Annotated in this window: 18 protein-coding genes, 1 other RNA gene and 1 pseudogene; 12 read left to right on the plus strand and 8 right to left on the minus strand. The window is 62.8% G+C overall.

The genetic code is table 11. From position 1 onward, the window contains the following. The first annotated feature begins 2 nt into the window (after window positions 1–2). From ACESUZ_RS01235 to ACESUZ_RS01280, 10 genes and pseudogenes are all read left to right on the plus strand, one after another. A complete protein-coding gene (locus ACESUZ_RS01235; RefSeq protein WP_373198047.1) occupies window positions 3–905 on the plus strand; it encodes a BppU family phage baseplate upper protein in 903 nt (300 codons plus the stop codon). Between the two features lie 12 nt (window positions 906–917). Beyond that, on the plus strand, window positions 918–1,826 hold the full coding sequence (locus ACESUZ_RS01240; protein WP_373198048.1) for a DUF6273 domain-containing protein: 909 nt from the start codon (window positions 918–920) through the stop codon (window positions 1,824–1,826). Window positions 1,827–1,931: 105 nt separating this feature from the next. Continuing rightward, window positions 1,932–2,402: a hypothetical protein gene (locus ACESUZ_RS01245; protein WP_373198049.1), complete on the plus strand. Its 471-nt coding sequence runs from the start codon at window positions 1,932–1,934 to the stop codon at window positions 2,400–2,402. Between the two features lie 31 nt (window positions 2,403–2,433). Continuing rightward, window positions 2,434–2,574 (plus strand): annotated as a pseudogene (locus ACESUZ_RS01250) (DUF6273 domain-containing protein); the annotation flags it as partial. A 192-nt stretch (window positions 2,575–2,766) separates the two neighbouring features. Further along, a complete protein-coding gene (locus ACESUZ_RS01255; protein ID WP_373198144.1) occupies window positions 2,767–3,948 on the plus strand; it encodes an RNA-directed DNA polymerase in 1,182 nt (393 codons plus the stop codon). Between the two features lie 18 nt (window positions 3,949–3,966). After that, window positions 3,967–4,212 carry a hypothetical protein gene (locus tag ACESUZ_RS01260; RefSeq protein WP_117637890.1) on the plus strand — a complete coding sequence of 82 codons (246 nt, stop codon included), beginning with the start codon at window positions 3,967–3,969 and terminating at the stop codon, window positions 4,210–4,212. 74 nt (window positions 4,213–4,286) lie between these two features. Further along, window positions 4,287–4,712 (plus strand): hypothetical protein, encoded by a 426-nt coding sequence (locus ACESUZ_RS01265; RefSeq protein ID WP_373198050.1) that lies wholly within the window; start codon window positions 4,287–4,289, stop codon window positions 4,710–4,712. Between the two features lie 13 nt (window positions 4,713–4,725). Then, window positions 4,726–5,031, plus strand: a complete 306-nt coding sequence (locus ACESUZ_RS01270) for a hypothetical protein (protein WP_117637892.1) — start codon at window positions 4,726–4,728, stop codon at window positions 5,029–5,031. Window positions 5,032–5,034: 3 nt separating this feature from the next. After that, entirely contained in the window at window positions 5,035–5,847 is an 813-nt protein-coding gene (locus tag ACESUZ_RS01275) for an N-acetylmuramoyl-L-alanine amidase (RefSeq protein ID WP_117765363.1), read from the plus strand. Window positions 5,848–5,850: 3 nt separating this feature from the next. Beyond that, entirely contained in the window at window positions 5,851–6,162 is a 312-nt protein-coding gene (locus ACESUZ_RS01280) for a hypothetical protein (protein ID WP_373198051.1), read from the plus strand. Between the two features lie 104 nt (window positions 6,163–6,266). Here the strand turns inward: ACESUZ_RS01280 and ssrA are convergent. After that, window positions 6,267–6,630, minus strand: a transfer-messenger RNA (tmRNA) gene (ssrA, locus tag ACESUZ_RS01285). A gap of 237 nt (window positions 6,631–6,867) precedes the next feature. Between ssrA and ACESUZ_RS01290 the strand changes: the two genes are divergently transcribed. Continuing rightward, complete coding sequence (locus tag ACESUZ_RS01290) at window positions 6,868–7,302, plus strand: hypothetical protein (protein WP_373198052.1); 435 nt, start codon at window positions 6,868–6,870, stop codon at window positions 7,300–7,302. A 64-nt stretch (window positions 7,303–7,366) separates the two neighbouring features. Here ACESUZ_RS01290 and ACESUZ_RS01295 read toward each other — a convergent pair whose 3' ends face one another. From ACESUZ_RS01295 to ACESUZ_RS01310, 4 genes are all read right to left on the minus strand, one after another. Further along, a complete protein-coding gene (locus ACESUZ_RS01295; protein WP_373198053.1) occupies window positions 7,367–9,382 on the minus strand; it encodes a heavy metal translocating P-type ATPase in 2,016 nt (671 codons plus the stop codon). Window positions 9,383–9,460: 78 nt separating this feature from the next. Continuing rightward, window positions 9,461–9,706: a DUF6110 family protein gene (locus ACESUZ_RS01300; RefSeq protein WP_055250999.1), complete on the minus strand. Its 246-nt coding sequence runs from the start codon at window positions 9,704–9,706 to the stop codon at window positions 9,461–9,463. A gap of 181 nt (window positions 9,707–9,887) precedes the next feature. Next, entirely contained in the window at window positions 9,888–11,645 is a 1,758-nt protein-coding gene (locus tag ACESUZ_RS01305) for an ABC transporter ATP-binding protein (RefSeq protein ID WP_373198054.1), read from the minus strand. Next, window positions 11,646–13,472: an ABC transporter ATP-binding protein gene (locus ACESUZ_RS01310; RefSeq protein WP_373198055.1), complete on the minus strand. Its 1,827-nt coding sequence runs from the start codon at window positions 13,470–13,472 to the stop codon at window positions 11,646–11,648. It lies immediately after the preceding gene. A gap of 114 nt (window positions 13,473–13,586) precedes the next feature. On the opposite strand from ACESUZ_RS01310, the gene ACESUZ_RS01315 reads away from it, so the two are divergent. Beyond that, complete coding sequence (locus ACESUZ_RS01315; RefSeq protein WP_373198056.1) at window positions 13,587–14,591, plus strand: helix-turn-helix domain-containing protein; 1,005 nt, start codon at window positions 13,587–13,589, stop codon at window positions 14,589–14,591. Window positions 14,592–14,814: 223 nt separating this feature from the next. Here the strand turns inward: ACESUZ_RS01315 and gatB are convergent, their stop codons facing one another. From gatB to gatC, 3 genes are read right to left on the minus strand one after another with little or no spacing between them, the layout of a single operon-like run. Continuing rightward, window positions 14,815–16,491 carry an Asp-tRNA(Asn)/Glu-tRNA(Gln) amidotransferase subunit GatB gene (gene gatB / locus ACESUZ_RS01320; protein WP_368142552.1) on the minus strand — a complete coding sequence of 559 codons (1,677 nt, stop codon included), beginning with the start codon at window positions 16,489–16,491 and terminating at the stop codon, window positions 14,815–14,817. Continuing rightward, the gene (gene gatA, locus ACESUZ_RS01325; protein WP_373198057.1) at window positions 16,491–18,005 is read right to left on the minus strand and encodes an Asp-tRNA(Asn)/Glu-tRNA(Gln) amidotransferase subunit GatA; all 1,515 of its coding nucleotides are present in this window, start codon (window positions 18,003–18,005) and stop codon (window positions 16,491–16,493) included. The genes gatB and gatA overlap by 1 nt, the downstream gene beginning before the upstream one ends. Further along, entirely contained in the window at window positions 18,005–18,316 is a 312-nt protein-coding gene (gene gatC, locus ACESUZ_RS01330) for an Asp-tRNA(Asn)/Glu-tRNA(Gln) amidotransferase subunit GatC (protein WP_035136890.1), read from the minus strand. Before gatC ends, gatA begins: the two co-directional genes overlap by 1 nt. Between the last annotated feature and the right edge of the window lie 153 nt (window positions 18,317–18,469).

Consider the following 18,469-nt stretch of genomic DNA (forward strand, 5'->3'; position numbering starts at 1 on the left):
GCATGGCAACGCACGAGCTTACGCTCAACCTCAAGAAGACCAACATAGCGCCGCCCGTCATCACCGTGCACCAGGGCGACAGCGCCGAGGTCCTGAAGGCCGCCATCTACGACGGCGACAAGAAGGCGGCCCTGACGGGCTGCAAGGTGCACCTCATGGCTGCGAAGCCCGACCACACCTACGTGGAGCAGCAGTTCACTGGCATCAGCGACAACGTGGCCACCGTGACGGTCGACCCCGCCGTCTTCGGCGTGGCCGGGCTGCTCAAGGTGTGCTACGTGCGCGTGCGGAACGCGGCGGGGCTGGACGCCACCACCGAGAACGTCCTGGTGAACGTGCTGCCCTCGGCGAGCGCGTCGGGCGAGATATCCGGCCCGTACGTCGATGCGGTGGAGGCGATCATCGCGAACCTCGAAGGGCAGCTAGCCGACGTGAGCGCGCTGAACGCGCAGATGCAGAAGGCCGAGGCCTCCCGCGCGAGCGCGGAAAACCAGCGCGCCACGAACGAGAAGGCACGCCAGACCGCCGAAACCAAGCGCGCAGAGGCCGAGAAGAAGCGAGCCACGGCGGAAAGCGACCGCGTGACCGAGGCGTCGCAGCTGAAGACGGCCTCGCAAGCCGCCACGGCTGCGGCAAACGGCGCGGCCTCGAACGCCGACGCTGCGGCAAACATCGCCCTGCAGATAGCCAACAGCGTGGCGCAGGGCAGCGCGGGCAGCTCGGACATGGCCAAGCAGAAGCAGCAGATAGCCGACCTGTACGGCAAGCTGGCCGACGCCACGGGCGCGTTCATCTACGACGACGGCACCGTGTACTGCCCCGCCTCCAAGGCCAGTGCATCTGGCAGCACCATCACGTTCGGGAGCACCTGCACGGCGTCCGGCACAACCCTCAACCTCAAGTAGAAAGGCAACGAAATGGCACAAGCGAAAACCCTGTCGGTGGGCGGCATCGGCTACGAGGTCATCGACGATACCGCGCGCAGCAACGCGCAGACGGCGCTCAACAACGCCGAGTACAACCGCCAGGGCCAAATCGGCAAGTACGGCGGGCAGAACATCGCCACCATCCTGGCGGGAGAGATCGGCAGCGGCAGCGTGTACGACGCGCTGCACAAGCGAGCCGCCAACGGCAACTTCGCGGGTCTGCGCGTGGGAGACTACATCGACGTGCCGCTGGTAAGCGCGTCGGGCGTGGCGGCCCGGCAGTCCGTGCGCTTCCTCCTGGCGCACTTCGACCCGTACTACTGCTGCGGCGACAGCTCCAAAGGCCACCACATCGCCTTCGTGGCCTCCGCGCCCATCGCCGTGGCCAAGACCGTGACCGGCGTTGCCAACGACAGCTTCCTGATGTGGAACACGACCAACACGAACCAGGGCACCGCCGACCAGAAATGCCCCTACCCCAACAGCAACCTCAAGGCGTGGGAGACGGCCTTCGAGGCGTGCCTGCCCGAGGGGCTGACCAAGTACCTGCTGACCCAGCGCGTCCTGCTTGAGGAGCGGTACAGCGCCAGTGGCGCGCTCAATGACTCCAACTCGTGGAGCTGGCAGGATATCGGCAAGGTGTTCTCGCTGTCGGAGATGGAGGTGTACGGCTGCCCAGTGTGGGGCACCAAGGGCTACAGCGTCGGCTTCGACTGCCAGTTTGACCTGTTCCGAGACACGGCGCACCGAGTCAACGGAAATCGGTACGCTTGGTGGCTGCGTTCCGTCATGGGTGGCGCCTCGTCCAACGTGTGCTACGTCAACAACCACGGCCATGCCGGCTACACCTCGGCGGCGAACGTCTGGGTTCGCCCCCGCCCCGGCTTCATCGTCGGCTAGCCAGCCGAGTGCTCTATACTCTGCTTTTAGGCGACCGCCTTGCGCGGTCGCCTCTCGCCCGCGAAGCGGGCCGTTTTTTTCCGCCAGTTTCCCCAGGAGGTGCACGTGAGCGGCGTCTACCAGCGCAACCGCGAGGTGTCCGAGTACAAGTTCTTCACGCAGGCCATCGCCATCCGCGTGGAGGTCAACAAGCTGATGGCGTCGTCCTCCGTGGTTCCGAAGGCCTACCGTCTGCTGAACGCGGTGCCCACGGTGGAGACGGCGCGCAGCATCGTGTGCAACGTCAACCGCGCCGACTGCTTCTACCCCAACACCTCGTTCAACGCGCTGGAGAGGAAACGCTACCTGACGCTGGCCATAGCGGACTGCGAGCAGCTGATGCTGGACATGCAGTGCCTCATGGATATCGGCCTGCCCGTGAACGCCAACCGCTTCGAGGCGCTGGCGGGAATGGTCGAGGAGGAGATCAGGCTGCTGAAGGGGGCGCGCAAGAACGTGCGGGTGACCGGCAAGAAATCCGCCGAGGAGCGCATAGCCGAGGCCGAGGCCGAGCTAGAGCGCCTGCGTTCGCTATAATGGGCGGCGGTCGCGCCTTGTATATCGGTACAATTGGTGGCTGCGTTCCGTCATGGGTGGCTCCTCGTCCAACGTGTGCTACGTCAACAACAACGGCAATGCCAACTACAATTCGGCGACGAACGTCTGGGTTCGCCCCCGCCCCGGATTCCCTTACTGCCAGACCGAGTAGGCCCCAGGGCCGAAAGCAGAGCGCGGAGAGGAAGGAAGGCGCGACCGTCGGGCATGCGCCCGTAAATACGCACCCCGCGAGGGTGGCCGGACGCTGCTTGCATGGCGCGGCGCTCCGTGGCTTCGCCGCGTTTCATGGCCATACCTCAAGCGGCTGTCAGAGCCACATTGCAAGCCGTGCGGGGTGCTCTCTATGAACTCAGAGCAAAGAAGGGCCGCACGCCGCAAGCGCCGCGAGGAGAAGCGGGCCAAGGCAAAGGCCGAGCGCGTCAAGGCGTGCACGCTTGAGACGGTGGCCGACCTCAACAGCCTGTGCAAGGCTTCCAAGCAGGCCGCGCGGGGCGTCATGTGGAAGTCGTCCACGCAGCGGTACATGAGAAGCTACCTGCGCAACGCCGTCCTGTCCCGCCGCGACCTTTTGGAGGGCCGCGACATATGCCGGGGCTTCATCCGCTTCGACCTGTGGGAGCGCGGCAAGCTGAGGCATATCAGCGCCGTGCACTTCCCCGAGCGCGTGGTGCAGAAGTCGCTGTCGCAGAACGCGCTCGTGCCCGCGGTCGTGCCCACCCTCATAGCCGCGAACTCCGCGAACATCAAGGGACGCGGCACCGACTACGCCCTGAAGCTGCTCAAGCGCCACCTGGCCGACCACTGGAGGCGGCACGGCCGCGAGGGCTACATCCTCCTGGGCGACTTCTCCGACTACTTCGCGCGCATAGCGCACCAACCCGTCAAAGACCAGGTGGCCTCCGCGCTGCTAGATCCGCGCGTGGTCGCCTTGGAGCACCGCCTGATAGACGCGCAGGGCGATGTGGGCCTGGGGCTGGGCAGCGAGCCGAACCAGATATGCGCCGTGGCCCACCCCAACCGCATCGACCACTATGTGACCGAGATGCTGCGCCCCGAGTCTTACGGGCGCTACATGGACGACTTCTACCTGATACACGAGAGCAAGGAGTACCTGCAGGTGTGCCTGCTGCTGATAGAGGGCAAATGCGCCGAGCTGGGCATCGAGCTGAACCCGCGCAAGACGCGCGTGGTGAAGCTCACGCGCGGGTTCACGTGGCTGAAGAAGCGCATCTTCTACACGGAGACGGGCCGCATAGTCGTGAAGCCGTGCCGAGACTCCATAACGCGGGAGCGCCGCAAGCTCAAGAAGATGGCCCGCATGGTCGCCGACGGCATCATGACCCACGAGCAGGTGGAGCAGAGCTACCAGAGCTGGCGCGGAGGCATGAAGCGGCTGGACGCGCACCGCAGCGTGCGGGCCATGGACGCGCTGTACCGCAGCCTGTTCGGAAATCCCGCGGGGGGGGGTTGCTCAATGCAATCCAAACCTGGAGGCGACACGGATGGGAACATGCCCCTACCCTAGCAACAGAAGGAGCGACCCATGACAGAACAGGAAATCGCCGGGGAGATCAACGGCTACAAACAGCAGCTTGAGCAGAGCGACTACAAGGTCATGAAGGCGGTGGAGCGCATCTTCTCCGCATCGTCCATCACCGACCTGCTCTCGGCCATCGCCGCAGCTGCCAAGGAGGTGGCCGAGATCATCTCGCAGCGCCAGACGTGGCGCGACCGCATCAACGAGCTGGAAGCCATGGAGCCCGACCAGCCGGAAGCGCCGCAGGAGTAGCGAGCGCCCCTTCGGGGGCGCTTTTCTTTTGCCCGGCGACACCTCGCGGACAATCGCGGCAGCGATTCGAGGAGGTGAGAAAACGAATGACCGACGTGCTGGAAATCTTCGCGCCGTACGGCCCCGGGTCGCTTTTCAGCGCGCTGCTCGTCCTAGTGGTCCTGTACTTCGGCAAGCAGTTCCTCGAAGAGTTCAAGGCCCAGAACGAGCGCAAGGCGAACATCGACCTCAAGCGCGAAGAGCGAAAGCAGGACGAGGTGAACGAGCGGGCGCAGCGCGACCGCGAGCGAAGCCAGATGGAGGGCCGCATCGCCGCGCAGATGGAGCGCAGCAACGCGCTGATGGAGGCTATGAAGGCGCTCATGGAGTCCGTCGTGACCTCCAACGAGGTGCTGCACGCCGACCTGGCGAACAGCCAGGCGCGCAGCCAGGGCATGGCGGCGAAGGTCGACCACATCGCCGACCGCGTTGACCTGCTCTACAAGGAATCGGCTCGATAGAAAGGAATCCGAAATGACAGAAATGCAAGCAATCGCAGCCATCGTGCTGTCTTTCGCCGTGCCGTTCGCGGTGCAGCTGATCAAGACCGAGGCCATGACCGGCAAGGCCGCGCGCATCCTGGCGCTGGGCTGCTCGCTCCTGGCGGGCGTCGTGACCGGCTTCGTGGGCGGCGTGCCCGCAGACCCGGGCGCATGGGTCACGTGCGCCTTCGCCGTGGTAGGCGGCGTGCAGGCGGCCTACACGCTGTTCAAGTCGGTAGGCATCACATCCAAGTGGCTCGACGCCCTGCTGGGCGTGACCGTAGGCGGGAAGGAGTAGGCAATGGCTAAACTGTTCATCATCTGCGGCCACGGCGCTGGCGACCCAGGCTGCTGCGCAGGCGGCTGCACCGAGGCCGAGCGCGTTCGCGCCCTGGGCCAGCGAATCAAGGAACTGGGCGGTTCCGAGGTCGAGCTGGGCGATACGTCCCGCAACTGGTACGCCGACGGCGGGCTTAACCGCCTGAGCACCGACGCGCCAGTGGTGGAGCTGCACATGGACGCCAGCGGCATCGCCACGGCCCACGGCGCGCACGTCATCATCAAGGAGGGCTTTGAGCCTGACGAGTACGACAATGCGCTGGCCGACAAGCTGGCGGCGTTCATGCCCGGGCGCTCCGAGAAGCTGGTGCGCCGTTCCGACCTCGCGAACCCGAACCGAGCCGCCGCGCGCGGCATCAACTACCGCCTGTGCGAGAACGGCTTCATCGACAACGACGGCGACCGCGAGAAGTTCAACGGCAACCTGGACGAGCTGGCGCGCATCTACCTGGAATGCTTCGGCATCACTGCTGGAAGCGCCCCCGCAGCCGTCCCGCAGCCGCAGCCTGCGCAGCAGGAAACGACCGAGAACTTCGGCGGCACCTACCGCTGCACTGTGGACTACCTGCGCGTGCGCGACGCCCCCGGCCTGGGCGGCACCGAGGTGGCGCACTATTCCAGCGGCGAGACCGTGACGCTGGATAACTGGTACAAAATCGCCGACGGCTACGTGTGGGGCCGATACACGGGCTACAGCGGCGCAACGCGCTACATCGCCGTGGGCAAGGCCACGGGCAAGCCAGAGGCCGACGACTATCTGGTGAAGGTGGGATAGGCCATGCCGTACCCGAGCCCCGCAGACGAGGAGCGCAACGGCGGGTGCGGCCCCATCCTCGCGGCGGTCGTCCTGCTGTTCATCGTCCTGGCCGCCGCCAGCTGCGCGTCGCAGGCCATGGGAGCGCAAGACGTGACCGTGAGGCAAGCCCGCACGGACGGCCCCGTATACGACCTGCCCGAGGGCATCGGCCAGGAAATCGTGTGCGACGAGCACAACCGCGAGTACCTGCTGCTGACCACCGAGCAGGGCGGCGTGTTCCTCATGCCGTACCTCGACGAGGACGGCGAGCAGGAGATCATGCCGCAGGCCTAGAACGCAAAGAAGCCGCCCCGTATGGAGCGGCTTCTTCTATTCGACGAGCAATACGAACGCCCGCCTAACGACGGACACCTGCATATGTTCGCCTACTGAACAGTTGGTGGAGGCGCGGAGAATCGAACTCCGGTCCACGAAAGCCCCCTGATTGGCATCTCCAAGCTCAGTCGCTGGTTTTGTCTCGGACGCTTTGCGCGCAGCGACACGCTCGCGGCGTCCCAACCGGTTCTGTCTTAGCCTGCGCCATACCGATTACGTGCGCAGGAGCATTCCCCTAAAATGACGTCGCACCGGTGTCGGGGAAATCACCGGGTTGACGCGCCGCTATAAACTAAGCAGCGAGAGCCATAGGCTCAAAAGAAGAGTTGTTGTCAATTCAATTTGACGGTACCCCTGTTTAACGAGGCGAGGAGACCTCGGCTTGCTTCCTCTCTCAGAGCTATCGTGTCGAAACCAGTCGCCCCCGAATGTCGGGAAAGTCTGGATGGTATTGAGCACGAGCACCCAACACCCGTCGACTTTTCAAGGAACATACGGAGCGAGCTCCGCTTGTGGAGTGTTATCTTACCACGTTCTGAAAGCGGACAGCTGTTCTATGCACGAGCTGTGAAGACCCCAATGTGCGTCGCACTTCGCACTTTTGCTACCGATCGCGTCACGTATATTTTCGCCAAGCAAAATTGACCCATCGAAAGGATCGTTATGGATACCAAGCAGCAACTCGTCAATGCACTCGCAGGCCTGGGCTCAACCATTACCGAAGCTATGGATGTGATCGAGGGCTTTGTTCCCTGCGGACATCCCGCCCTCACGGTATCGAACGCACTCGTCGCGCTGGACGCTGACGATGATGCGGCTCTCGCCCAGCAGCTTGAGACCGTCGAGGGCTTTATCGACCACGTGAGTGAGAACCGCGGCGCGGCCGCCTACCACGGCATCGAGGTCGAGCTCGCGGGTCCCAAAGCCGATCTGTTCGCAGCAATCCGCGAGGTAGGCGCCCTTATGCAGACCGCAGGCGTCAAGAACACCCAGGTCAACGAGTGGGTCTACCGCAGTCTGGCAGCACTCGACAGCTCAGACGAAAAGGCAGCCGAGCAGCTCACCGAAGCCCCTGCCATCAAAGCTGCACTTGCCTAAAAAGGCCTGCACCCTGGCGGCTGCGGTACCGCCCGGGTGCAGGCCATAAGCTCAATCGAAAACCCTAACGCAGATACGCTTTCGCGTTGTCCAAGCTGTACGCAATCGTCGAGCCGTTGTGCAACAGCGACGACGTCTGCGGGGTAATCGCGCCGGTAATGCCCAGTGCCAAGAGCGCCGAGTTGGTGAGCATCACCTTGGAATACGAACTCGTCAGACGGTCGATAAGCCCCTGGCTCATGCGGCGTAGACGCACGATTGCGGCGAGATCCGTGTCAGTCAGGATGATATCGGCGACCTCCTTGGCGATGTCGCTTCCGCCGCCCATGGCCAGCCCCACGTCGGCCAAACCGAGCGCCGGCGAATCGTTGACGCCGTCGCCCACCATGGCAACGTGGCGCCCCTCGCGCTTAATCCGCTCAACATACGCGTACTTGTCCTCGGGCAGCAGCTCGGCCTTAAACTCGTCGACACCTGCCTCGCGAGCAATGCGCTCGGCCGTGCGCTCCGAGTCGCCCGTGAGCATGACCACGTGCTTAACGCCCAACGCGTGCAAGTCGGCGATGGCCTCACGGACCCCGGCCTTGAGCGGATCCTCGATACCGAGCACGCCGACGACCTTGCCATCGACCGCCAGGTACAGCGGCGACAGGCCCTGCATCTGGGACTCAATGCGTTCCTTGATGTCGGAATCGAGCTGCGCGCCCTCGTCCTCAAATACAAAGTGCGCGGAACCGATGATAGCGCGACGCCCTTCGATGGACGAGGCAATGCCGTGCGCCACGATGTACTCGACGGCGGCGTGGCGCTCGCGATGCTCGAGCCCGCGCTCACGTGCCGCATTGACCACGGCGCGCGCCACCGGATGCGGAAAATGCTCCTCCAGGCAAGCGGAAAGGCGCAGGACCTCGTCCTCGCTCCAGCCATCGGTGGTGAGTACGCAGGCAAGACGCGGCTGCGCCTCGGTGAGCGTACCGGTCTTATCAAACACAATGGTGTCGGCCTTGGCAAACGACTCAAAGTACTTCGCGCCCTTGACCATTACGCCCATCTTGGCGGCGTCGCTCATGGCAGTCATGACGGCGACGGAACCCGTGAGCTTGAGTGCGCACGAGTAGTCGACCATCAGCGCCGCCGAGGTCTTGATGAGGCTGCGGGTGGTAAGCGCAACCAGGCCCGCGAGCAGGAAGTTCCACGGGACGATCTTGTTGGCAAGGTCCTCCATATGCGACTGGCCCTCGGACTTGAGCGAGTCGGCCGTCTGCACGAGCGAGACGATCGAGCGCAGCTTGGTCTGCGCCGTGTTGGCGCGCACGCGCACCAAGATGCTGCCGTCTTCCACGACGGTGCCGGCGAACACGTCGTCGCCCACGCTGCGCTCGACGGCCAGCGGCTCGCCGGTCAGGGTCGCCTGGTTGACCATAGCGCTCCCCTGCTCGACCACGCCGTCGATGCAAATGGACATGCCAGTGCGTACGGCGACCAGATCGCCGGGCTCGAGCTCGGTGGCGGCAACACTTACCTCGGTGTCACCGACCACTTTTTGTGCCTTGTCGGGCACGTCGAGCAGCGAGTTGATGAGCTCGTTTTCGCTCATGGCGCGCGTGTAGTCCTCGAGCAGCTCGCCCACGTTGAGCAGGAACATTGTCTGGCCCGCGGTGTCGACATCACGTTTGATGAACGAAATGCCGATGGCCGAAGCGTCGAGCACGGGAACGGTCAGGCGCGGCTGCGCGAGCTCACGGAGGGCGGTGCGCAAAAAGGTCATGTAGCCGGCCACGACAAACATCGCACGCAGAGGCGTCGGCAAGAACCAGCGGCGCGCGTAGTGGGCGCCGATAAGTGTGGCAAGATCCATGACGAGCTTGTGCTTGCGTGGCTCAAGCTGCATCACGTAGCCCGACTTGGCATCGGCGATAGCTTGAGCATCGAGTGCGCCCAAGGCGTCGAGCACGCTTGCACGGCGCGGCTCGTCGTACTCCAGCGCCATCTGGCCAATGCGGCCATACACGCGCACCTTGTGCACGCCGTCGATATCGCCGCTGAGCTTAAGAAGTGCATCGAGATCGCTCTCTGGCACAGGACCCGCCAATTGAAGACGGGTCCTGCCGGGGATCTCGCTAATAATCGAGAATCTCATAGTTTGTGCCTGGGAGCGTTACTCGGCTGCCTCGTCAGCAGCGGCCTCGCTCTGGGTGATGTAGGCAGCCTCGGCAACCATGTCGTCGACATTAGCCTTGGCCTGCTCGACCATGTCCTGGTAGCCGTTCTTGATGCGCATGCCGCACGCGATACCCTGCACGCAGGCATTCTTGACCGGAGCGCTGGTAAGCAGCTTGATGCCGGCCGTGCCAAGCAGAAAACCGCCACCGACAAGCAGGGTATTGAACGTCGACTTCTTCATGTTGCTTCTCCCTTTTGCCGCATTGGACGCGGCACGGTGCCTTAGTACCCGAGTAAACAAGTTTGCTCGGGTACACTTTTGAGACAAGTTTAGTATAATTATTTGGTCAACAACGGCTAACTTTTTGGAAACTATGGGGGTGAACTCAATATGACAAAGGGACTGTCCGTTTGTCACACTCCTACAGCTGCCAGGCCGCCGCTTCCTTTTGCAGCGCAACCATGCGGGCGAATTCTCCACCTGCCGCTTTGAGCTGCGCCGGGGTGCCCTGTTCGGCAACCACGCCATTCTTGAGCACAACGATTTTGTCGGCATTTTCCACCGTACGCATACGGTGGGCAATAACGATAACCGTCTTACCTGCAAGCAGACGGGAGAGTGCCTGTTGCACCACGGTCTCGTTCTCCACATCCAAGCTTGCCGTCGCCTCGTCCAACAGCACGATAGGCGCGTCTTTGAGCAGTGCGCGGGCGATGGAGATGCGCTGGCGCTCGCCGCCGGAGAGTTTGGAGCCGTTCTCTCCAATCATAGTGTCATAGCCCTGCGGCATGCGGTTCACGAACTCGTCACAGTTGGCGGCACGCGCGGCTGCAAGCACTTCCTCATCGGTGGCATCACGACGCCCGAGGCGGATGTTTCCCATCACCGTGTCGTCAAAGAGCAGCACGTCTTGGAACACGATGGCGTAGTCGCGCAGCAGCACCTCGGGATCCACACTCGCAACATCCACGCCACCCACGGTGACCGTGCCTTCGGTGGCATCCCAAAAGCGCGCGGCCAGGCGGCTCACCGTAGACTTACCGGAACCCGAAGGACCGACCAGTGCCGTAACCTCGCCTTCCTTGGCGGTAAAGCTCACATCGGTAAGAACTTTCTCGCCGGCGCGGCCGTCCTCGCCCGCACCATAGCCAAATGCCACGTGATCGAACACCACATCGTGGCCCACGGGCTCAAATTTCTCGCTGCCCCGCGCCACAGGCTCTTCCATGATGGAACGCATGCGCTTGGCAGACGACTCAGCGGCAAACAGCTCGGACATTAACATTAACGCCTGGTCAAAGGGCGCATAGATACGGCTCACCATAAGTAGGAAGGCAAACATCACCAAAAAGTCGACCTGCCCGGAGGCGACCACCGCGGCGCCCGTAACCAGCGTGGTGGCAATGCCCAGACGCAGGATGACAAAGGCGGAGTTGACCAAAAGCCCGTTAGCGAGCTCGCCCTTGGTGGTCTCGCGCTCCTCGGCATCGATCACGGCGTTGAGTCCCTCAAGATAATGAGCCTCCTGGTTGGTGGCGCGGATCTCGCGAACGCAGTCGAGCGTCTCTTGAATAGCCTCGGTAACCTTGACCTTCTCGGCACGCACGCGATCGAACACCGGAGTCATGGGGCCGCGTGTTAGATACAGCACGGCAAAGGCCACGGGAACGCTCCAAAACGCCGCAATCGCCAGCTGCCAGCAAAAGAACAGCGACGCCACGAATACAATGGCGCTTGCGATGATGGCACCCCAAAGCTCTCCCAGCACGTGGCTGTAGGCGTGCTCCATGGCCTGGACGTCACCCATGATGGTCTCGGTTAAATCGGCCAGATCACGACGACCAAAAAACGACAGCGGCAGTTTGCGCAAGCGCTCGGCGATCTCCATACGCTGCTTGCCGCACTCCTCGTAAAAGATGCAGTAAGTGTAGTAATACTGCTGCCAGTTAGAGGCAAAAAGCATCACGAAAAAGACCAGGAGGCCGCCCACGATCGGCAGGGCATCCGGCAGGTCAGCCCCGCTGGCGAGATGCTCGACAAAGCTGGCCATAACCAAGAATAGAAAGCCCATGCCGGCCATGGTAATAAGATTGGTGAGCGTGGTCCAGAAGATGCCGCGTTTTACGCCGGCGATGCCTTTATCGGATAGGAAATACTTCTTTTGGAATGAGGCGAACATTTAGGCCTCGCCTCCCTTCGTGACGGCGGCATCCGCGGTCGCTGCAGTGATTTTCCAGCTCGCGGCCTGTTCGTATTCGGCCCACATCTTGGCATACAGACCGTTTTGGGACAGCAACTCGGCATGGGTACCCGACTCCTGCACGCTGCCCTGGTTGAGCACCACGATTTGGTCTGCGCCCACTACAGTCGAGAGTCGGTGCGCAATCATAATGACCGTGCGACCCGCCGCCAGCTTGCTAAAGGCGCGCTGGATGAGCGCCTCGTTCTCGGGATCGGCAAACGCCGTGGCCTCATCGAGCACCACGATAGGCGCGTCTTTAAGGATCGCGCGGGCGAGTGCCACGCGCTGGACCTCGCCGCCCGAAAGATATGCTCCGCCGGCACCGAGCATGGTATTGATGCCCTGTGGGAGCTTGGCCACAATGTCGTCGCACTGGGCTGCGGAGAGGGCCGCACGCACTTCGTCGCCAGTGGCCGTAGGCTTGGAGGCGCGCACGTTATCGGCAAGTGTTTGCCGGAACAGCTGGTTGGTCTGGAACACGAAGGCGACCTGGTCCATAAGCTCGTGCGGATCCATATCGCGAACGTCCACACCGCCTACGAGCACTCGACCCGAAGAGACATCCCAAAAACGCGGGATCAGGCTTGCGCAGGTTGACTTACCGCCACCCGAGGGACCCACCAGGGCGAGGGTGCTACCCGCGGAAACGCTAAAACTCACATGGCTAACGGCAGGCGCTTCGGCACCCTCGTACGTAAAGCTCACGTCCTCAAATCGCACGTCGCCGCCGGCAGGGTGCTTGGGTTGGGCGGGCACGGAGAGCTGCTTGGAATCCATGACGCTTCGAATACGGGCCAGCGAATCGGCACTCATCTGAGAGGCCTCGCCCACAAACATGAGCTTGGTCATGGCCGTCGGTACCACGGCCGAAAATATCGCGTAAAACGTGAAGTTGGTCATAAAATGCGCGAAGTCCGTCTCACCCGGCGCCAACAGCAACGCCACGGGCAACAGGAATGCCACAAGACCATTGAGCGCGGTAAGGTTGAGTACCTGCGGACCTCGGCAGAACGTGCCCGCATAGTTTTGTGCCATGTCGGCGTATTCGGCGATCGCATCGTGGAAAGCCTTAAAGGAGTAGACCGTCTGCTGAAACACCTTGACCACGGGAATACCGCGTACGTATTCGGTGCCGGTCTTGTTCATCTTGACCAGCGCGCCCATGTAGGCCTTCATGAACTCGGCGCCTTTGCCGCCCATCATGGTGGCCATGGCGCCAAACGAAACGACGACCGAGATAAGGCATGCCGCGCCCAAGCGCCAATCGAGGGCGAAAAGCAATACGAGCAGGCCCACGACCATGGCGGCGGCGCCTGCGATATCGGGCAGCATGTGCGCGAGCAAAGTCTCGGTGGAGGCAGCGCATCCGTCTACAATACGGCGCAGCTCACCGGTGGCGTGCGTGTCAAAGTAGCCAAGCGGCAGCTTAAGCAGGTGCTCGCTCGTAGTCTTGCGGATATTGGACGCGCAGCGAAACGCAGACAGGTGCGTGCACATGAGCCCCACGAAATAAGCTACGATGCTTGCCAGGGCAAACCCCACAGCCCACCAGCCATACGTCGCGATGTCGCAGGCTTCGCTCCAGTTAGGTGCCACGGCGATCAGATCGCGCGCGACAAGCCAAATGCACACGTACGGGCCAAAGCCCAGCAGCTGCGAGAGCGCCGAGAGAGCCATGCCCAAATAAGTTAGAAATTTACGGTCGCCGGCATATGCAAGCAGCTCGCCGATACCGCCGCCTTCCCTTTTTGATTCCTTTGCCATGAGATTCCTTTCTAACGGCTTGAGAGTTAACCGTATTCAACTTATCATTGATGTGTTAGCCATGGCTCACAATCAAGCCAGGCGTGGACGTTTCTGCAAAGGAAAGGGACGCTTTTGCAAATACGGCGGGCAGCGACCGACATAACCGAGCTCTACGCACCGCAATTTGAGCAATTTGGCCTGGAGCTTACTGGCAAGGGTGCTGTCTTTACCGGCGAGGTGGCAAACGATCGGGCGCACGGCCGCGCATGGATCATGCCTCTCTCCCCTGTCTGCATCGTCATGGAGCATTTCATCACCCCGACGCACGATATGTACCTGGCCGAATACACACCCGAGCCATACGCCTGCGTGAGCGAAGTCAGCGCGCCCACACTTACATGCATGCCCGAGGCTGGCATAACGCCCGCGAACCTCAAACCATTGCATGGACCGTGGCCAAACAATGCCGTTTGCAGCTTTATCCAAGATAGCTGTGGCGAGGAATTAAGCCCGCTGTTTGCGGGGGAGCTCTATCACTCGCGCTCGGTGCTCTTTTTGCCTGGATATTTTGACGAACTGGAGCACCGCTATCCCACCGAGTTCGCGGGAATCTTTGAGGCGTTTGCCGAGCCATGGCACGAGGAAGCGACGTCTGCCATCTGCCACACGCTGCGCCGGATTAACGAGGAACGCGCCCGCACCGTAGGCGGACACGTCTATATGCAGGGCATCGTGGAGACCATGGTCGCGGAGCTCGCCTGTTCGCGCGCGGCCCACAAGCAGGCGCGGCAGGCGGCAGACACACGCGTCAGCATAACCATTGCCGAAGAAGCAACGGCAATGATTGAGCGCGCGCTCGACAAAGGCAGACATGTGGGTATCAACGAGGTGGCCGAGAGGCTCTACACAAGCCGCTCCAAACTATGCGCCACCTTTAAGGCCCAAACAGGCGAGTCGATGGGCGCCTACATTCGCAGACGCCGTATGGAGCGAGCACAGGACCTTTTGGCCGATAGCGGGCTCACGATAGCGCAGGTAGCAGAGCGGCTCGACTACCCTCAGCAAGCCGCCTTCGCCCAAGCCTTCAAACAATACACCGGCACCACCCCCACCACCTGGCGTTCCCAACATATATAAAGAATGGGGGCGCCAACGGCGCCCTCATTCACCAAATTCCATTCAGCCCCACCTGACCCGAACGGCCGAGTCGTTGCAGAACCCGGGAGCCCCGGCAGGGCGGGTGCTTGCTCAAAATGAGTTCCGCACGCAAAGAAGGCCACTTAATGTGGCCTTCGTCTTGCGCAGGACTGTTCGAAATTTTGAGGAAGCACCCGCCCTGCCGGGGCTCCCGGGTTCCCGTTTACGAGAGCGACGTTCTCAGCAACTCGTTGAAGAGCTTCGGGTTGCCCTTGCCGCGACTCGCCTTCATGCACTGGCCCACCAAAAAGCCGATGACCTTTTGGTTACCGTCACGATACTGCTGCGCCTGATCGGCACAGTTCGCCAGCACCTCGTCCACGATCGGCTGCAGTGCGCCGGCATCGCTCACCTGACGCATACCGCGCTCGTCGACAATCTTGTTGGGGTCGTCGCCGGTCTGGGCCATGGCCTCAAAGACCTCGTGCGCCTGGTTGGAGCTGATGGCATCGGTCGCCAGCAGCTTGGCAAGGGCTGCCACCTGAGCCGGCGCAATGCCGGACTCGGCTAGTGAAACGCCTGCACCCTTAAGGTAGGCGATCATCTCGTTCACCAGCAGGTTTGCGACCGTCTGGGCCTCCTTGCCGGCCATACCGGCAGCAGCGGCCTCAAAGAAGTCGGCAAACTCGGGGTCGCCGGCGATTTGCTCGGCGTCAGCCGTCTTAATGCCAAAGTCGGCCTCAAAACGGGCACGCTTGGCGTCGGGCAGCTCGGGAATCTCGCCTCGGCAGCGGTCGATGAACTCGTCGTCCAGATCGAACGGCGCCAGATCGGGATCGGGGAACAGGCGATAGTCGTCGGCCGTCTCCTTCACACGCATGACCACGGTGCGCTTGCGGCTGGGCTCCCAGTGGCGGGTCTCCTGATAGATGATGCCGCCCTCCTCGAGCACCTCGGCCTGGCGGCAGATCTCGTAGGCAAGGCCGTCATGCAGGCTCTTAAACGAGTTGAGGTTCTTGAGCTCGGTCTTGGTGCCCAGCTTGGTCTCGCCGCGGCGGCGCAGCGACACGTTGCCGTCGCAGCGCATGGAACCCTTCTCCATGGAGCAGTCGGAAATGCCCAGCGTCACAAAGATGCGACGGAGCTTCTCCATAAACAGGCGAGCCTCCTCGGGCGTACGCAAGTCGGGCTCGGTGACGAGCTCAATCAAAGGCGTGCCGCAGCGGTTGTAGTCGACGAGCGACTCGGCCGCGGCGGTAATGCGGCCCTCGGCGCCGCCCACGTGGACCATCTTGGCGGCGTCCTCCTCCATGTGGATGCGCAGGATGCGGATGGGCACCGTGTAGGAACCGTCCTCGCGACGCTCGGGCATCTGCAGGTTGGACGCGTCATAGCTGGCCAGATGGCCGGCGCGCTGATTGCCCTCGCGCATGGTCGACGTCATAGACGTGGACAGGCCCTCGGCGTTGGCCGAAGCGCTCGCCAGGCTCTGGGCCTCGGCCTCACCAAACGCGCAGTCGGGGCGCTCGGCAGCACCGCGACCGGTCACGTCAAGATCCAGGTGACCGTACATGGCAAAGGCGACCGGACCCTGCGTGGTCTGGAAGTTCTTGGCCATGTCGGGATAGAAGTAGTGCTTGCGGTAGAACATCGAGTGGCGCTGGATCTCGCAGTTGGTGGCGAGACCTGCCTTGACGATGCTCTCGATGGCGCGCTTGTTGGGCACCGGCAGGGCGCCGGGCAGGCCCAGGCACACCGGGCACACGTTGGCGTTGGGCTCGTCATCGTGGCTGAGTTTGCAGTTGCAGAACATCTTGGTATCGAGTGCGGTGAGCTCGGTATGGATCTCCAGGCCGATCACGGCCTCCCAATCCTGCAGGACCTCGGAAAGCTCCTTCATTACAGCTCGCCTCCCTTCCCAGCAAAATCGGGCGCGACGGAAAGCGCGGACGCACCCGTAGCGGCATCGGCAAAACCGCGCTCCAGGGCGCGGGCAAACGTGAGCAGCTGACGGTCCTTAAAGGCCGGACCCACCAGCTGGGCAGAAACGGGCAACTGAGTATCCTCGCCCAAGCCCAGCGGCACTGAGATACCACCGTTGCCGCAGATGTTGAGCGAGATGGTGTACAGGTCGGAGAGGTACATCTGCGTGGGGTCGCTAATCTCGCCAAACTTAAAGGCCGTGCGCGGCGAGGCGGGCATGAGGATGGTGTCCACCTTGGCATACGCGGCGTCGTAGTCCTGAGTGATGAGCGTGCGGGCCTTTTGCGCAGCGTAGTAATACTTGTCGTACACGCCCGAGCTCAGCAGGTAGGCACCGAGCATCTGACGACGCTTGGCCTCGGCACCAAAGCCGTGGGCGCGCGAGAGCGAACTCTGGTCGGACAGGTTGGCGCAGCCCTCCTCCTGATAGCCATAGCGGATGCCGTCGAAACGTGCCAGGTTGGAGAACGCCTCGGCCGGGCCGATGACGTAGTAGGCGGCGATGGCGGCGTCCAGGTGCGGCAGGTCGACCTCGACCAGCTCGGCGCCCTGGTTCTGCAGCTCCTGGGCGGCGCGCTGAACAGCAGCCTTGACCTCGGGCGTCAGGCCCTCGGCCTCCATAAACGCAGGGATAATGCCCACGCACTTGCCCTCGATGCTGTCGTTGAGATGCTCAGTAAAGTCGACGGCGCAATCCTGGCTGGTGCAGTCGTACGGATCGCGGCCCGCGCCGGTAAGCGCGTTCATGGCCAGCGCGACATCCTCGACCGTGCGGCCAAAGGGTCCCACCTGGTCGAGCGACGAGCCAAAGGCCACCACGCCGTAACGGCTCACGGCGCCGTACGTGGGCTTAAAGCCCACCACGCCGCACAGCGACGCCGGCTGGCGAATGGAGCCGCCGGTATCCGAGCCCAGCGAGAGCGCGACCTCGCCCGCGGCGACGGCTGCAGCGGAGCCGCCCGAAGAGCCGCCAGGCACGCGCTCGGTATCCCAGGGGTTGTTGGTGCGGTGGAAGGCCGAGCTCTCGGTAGAGCTGCCAAAGGCAAACTCGTCCATGTTGGCCTTGCCCATGGGCAGGCAGCCGGCATCGAGCATGCGCTGAACGCAGGTGGCGGTGTAGACGCTCTGGTAGTTCTCGAGCATGCGGGAAGCGCAGGTGGTGCGCGTGCCCACGAGGTTCATGTTGTCCTTGATGGCCAGCGGCACGCCCGCGAGCGGGGGCAGCGGCTTGCCAGCGGCGCGGTCGGCATCCACACGCGCGGCGGCCTCGAGCGCAAGCTCGGGCGCCACCTGCAGAAATGCCTGGACCCCGCCCTCGCGCGCCTCGATGGCGGCAAGGGAGGCCTGGGCCACCTCGGTAGCGGTAAAGTCGCCGGCGGCAACGCCCGCGGCGATCTGGGCGGCGGTAAGGGAATCGAAGCTCTGAGCCATTACTCGCTCTCCCCCTCTCCCAAAATGGACGGCACGCGGAAGTAGCGGTCGCGCGCGCTGCCGGCGTTTTCGAGCGCAACGTCGAGCGGCAGGTCGCGCTCGGGCTCGCGCAGGTCATCGCCCATCACGTTGGACAGGCTTCCGATGGGATGGAACGTGGGCTCCACGTCGGGCAAGTCATATTGCAGGACGGGCTCGAGCATCTGGACGGCGTCGTTCATGTAGGACGTCATCTGGGCGAGCTCGTCATCGGTCAGTGCGATCTTTGCGTACTCGGCGATGCCGCGCACGTCTTTCTCGCTGAGTGCCATAGGCGCTCCCTTCCGCATAACAGATAAACCGCTCTAGTATACAAGGCAACGCCGCTTGGAGCAGGTGCTTTACCCAAATGCAGCGAAAACGTAACGAGGGCGGCGGGCTGGCAGGCAACGAGCTGGCGGTTCTGCTGCGAAATCGCACCGTCC

Source organism: Collinsella aerofaciens ATCC 25986 (assembly GCF_964239575.1).
GTDB classification, from domain to species: Bacteria; Actinomycetota; Coriobacteriia; order Coriobacteriales; family Coriobacteriaceae; genus Collinsella; species Collinsella aerofaciens_BQ.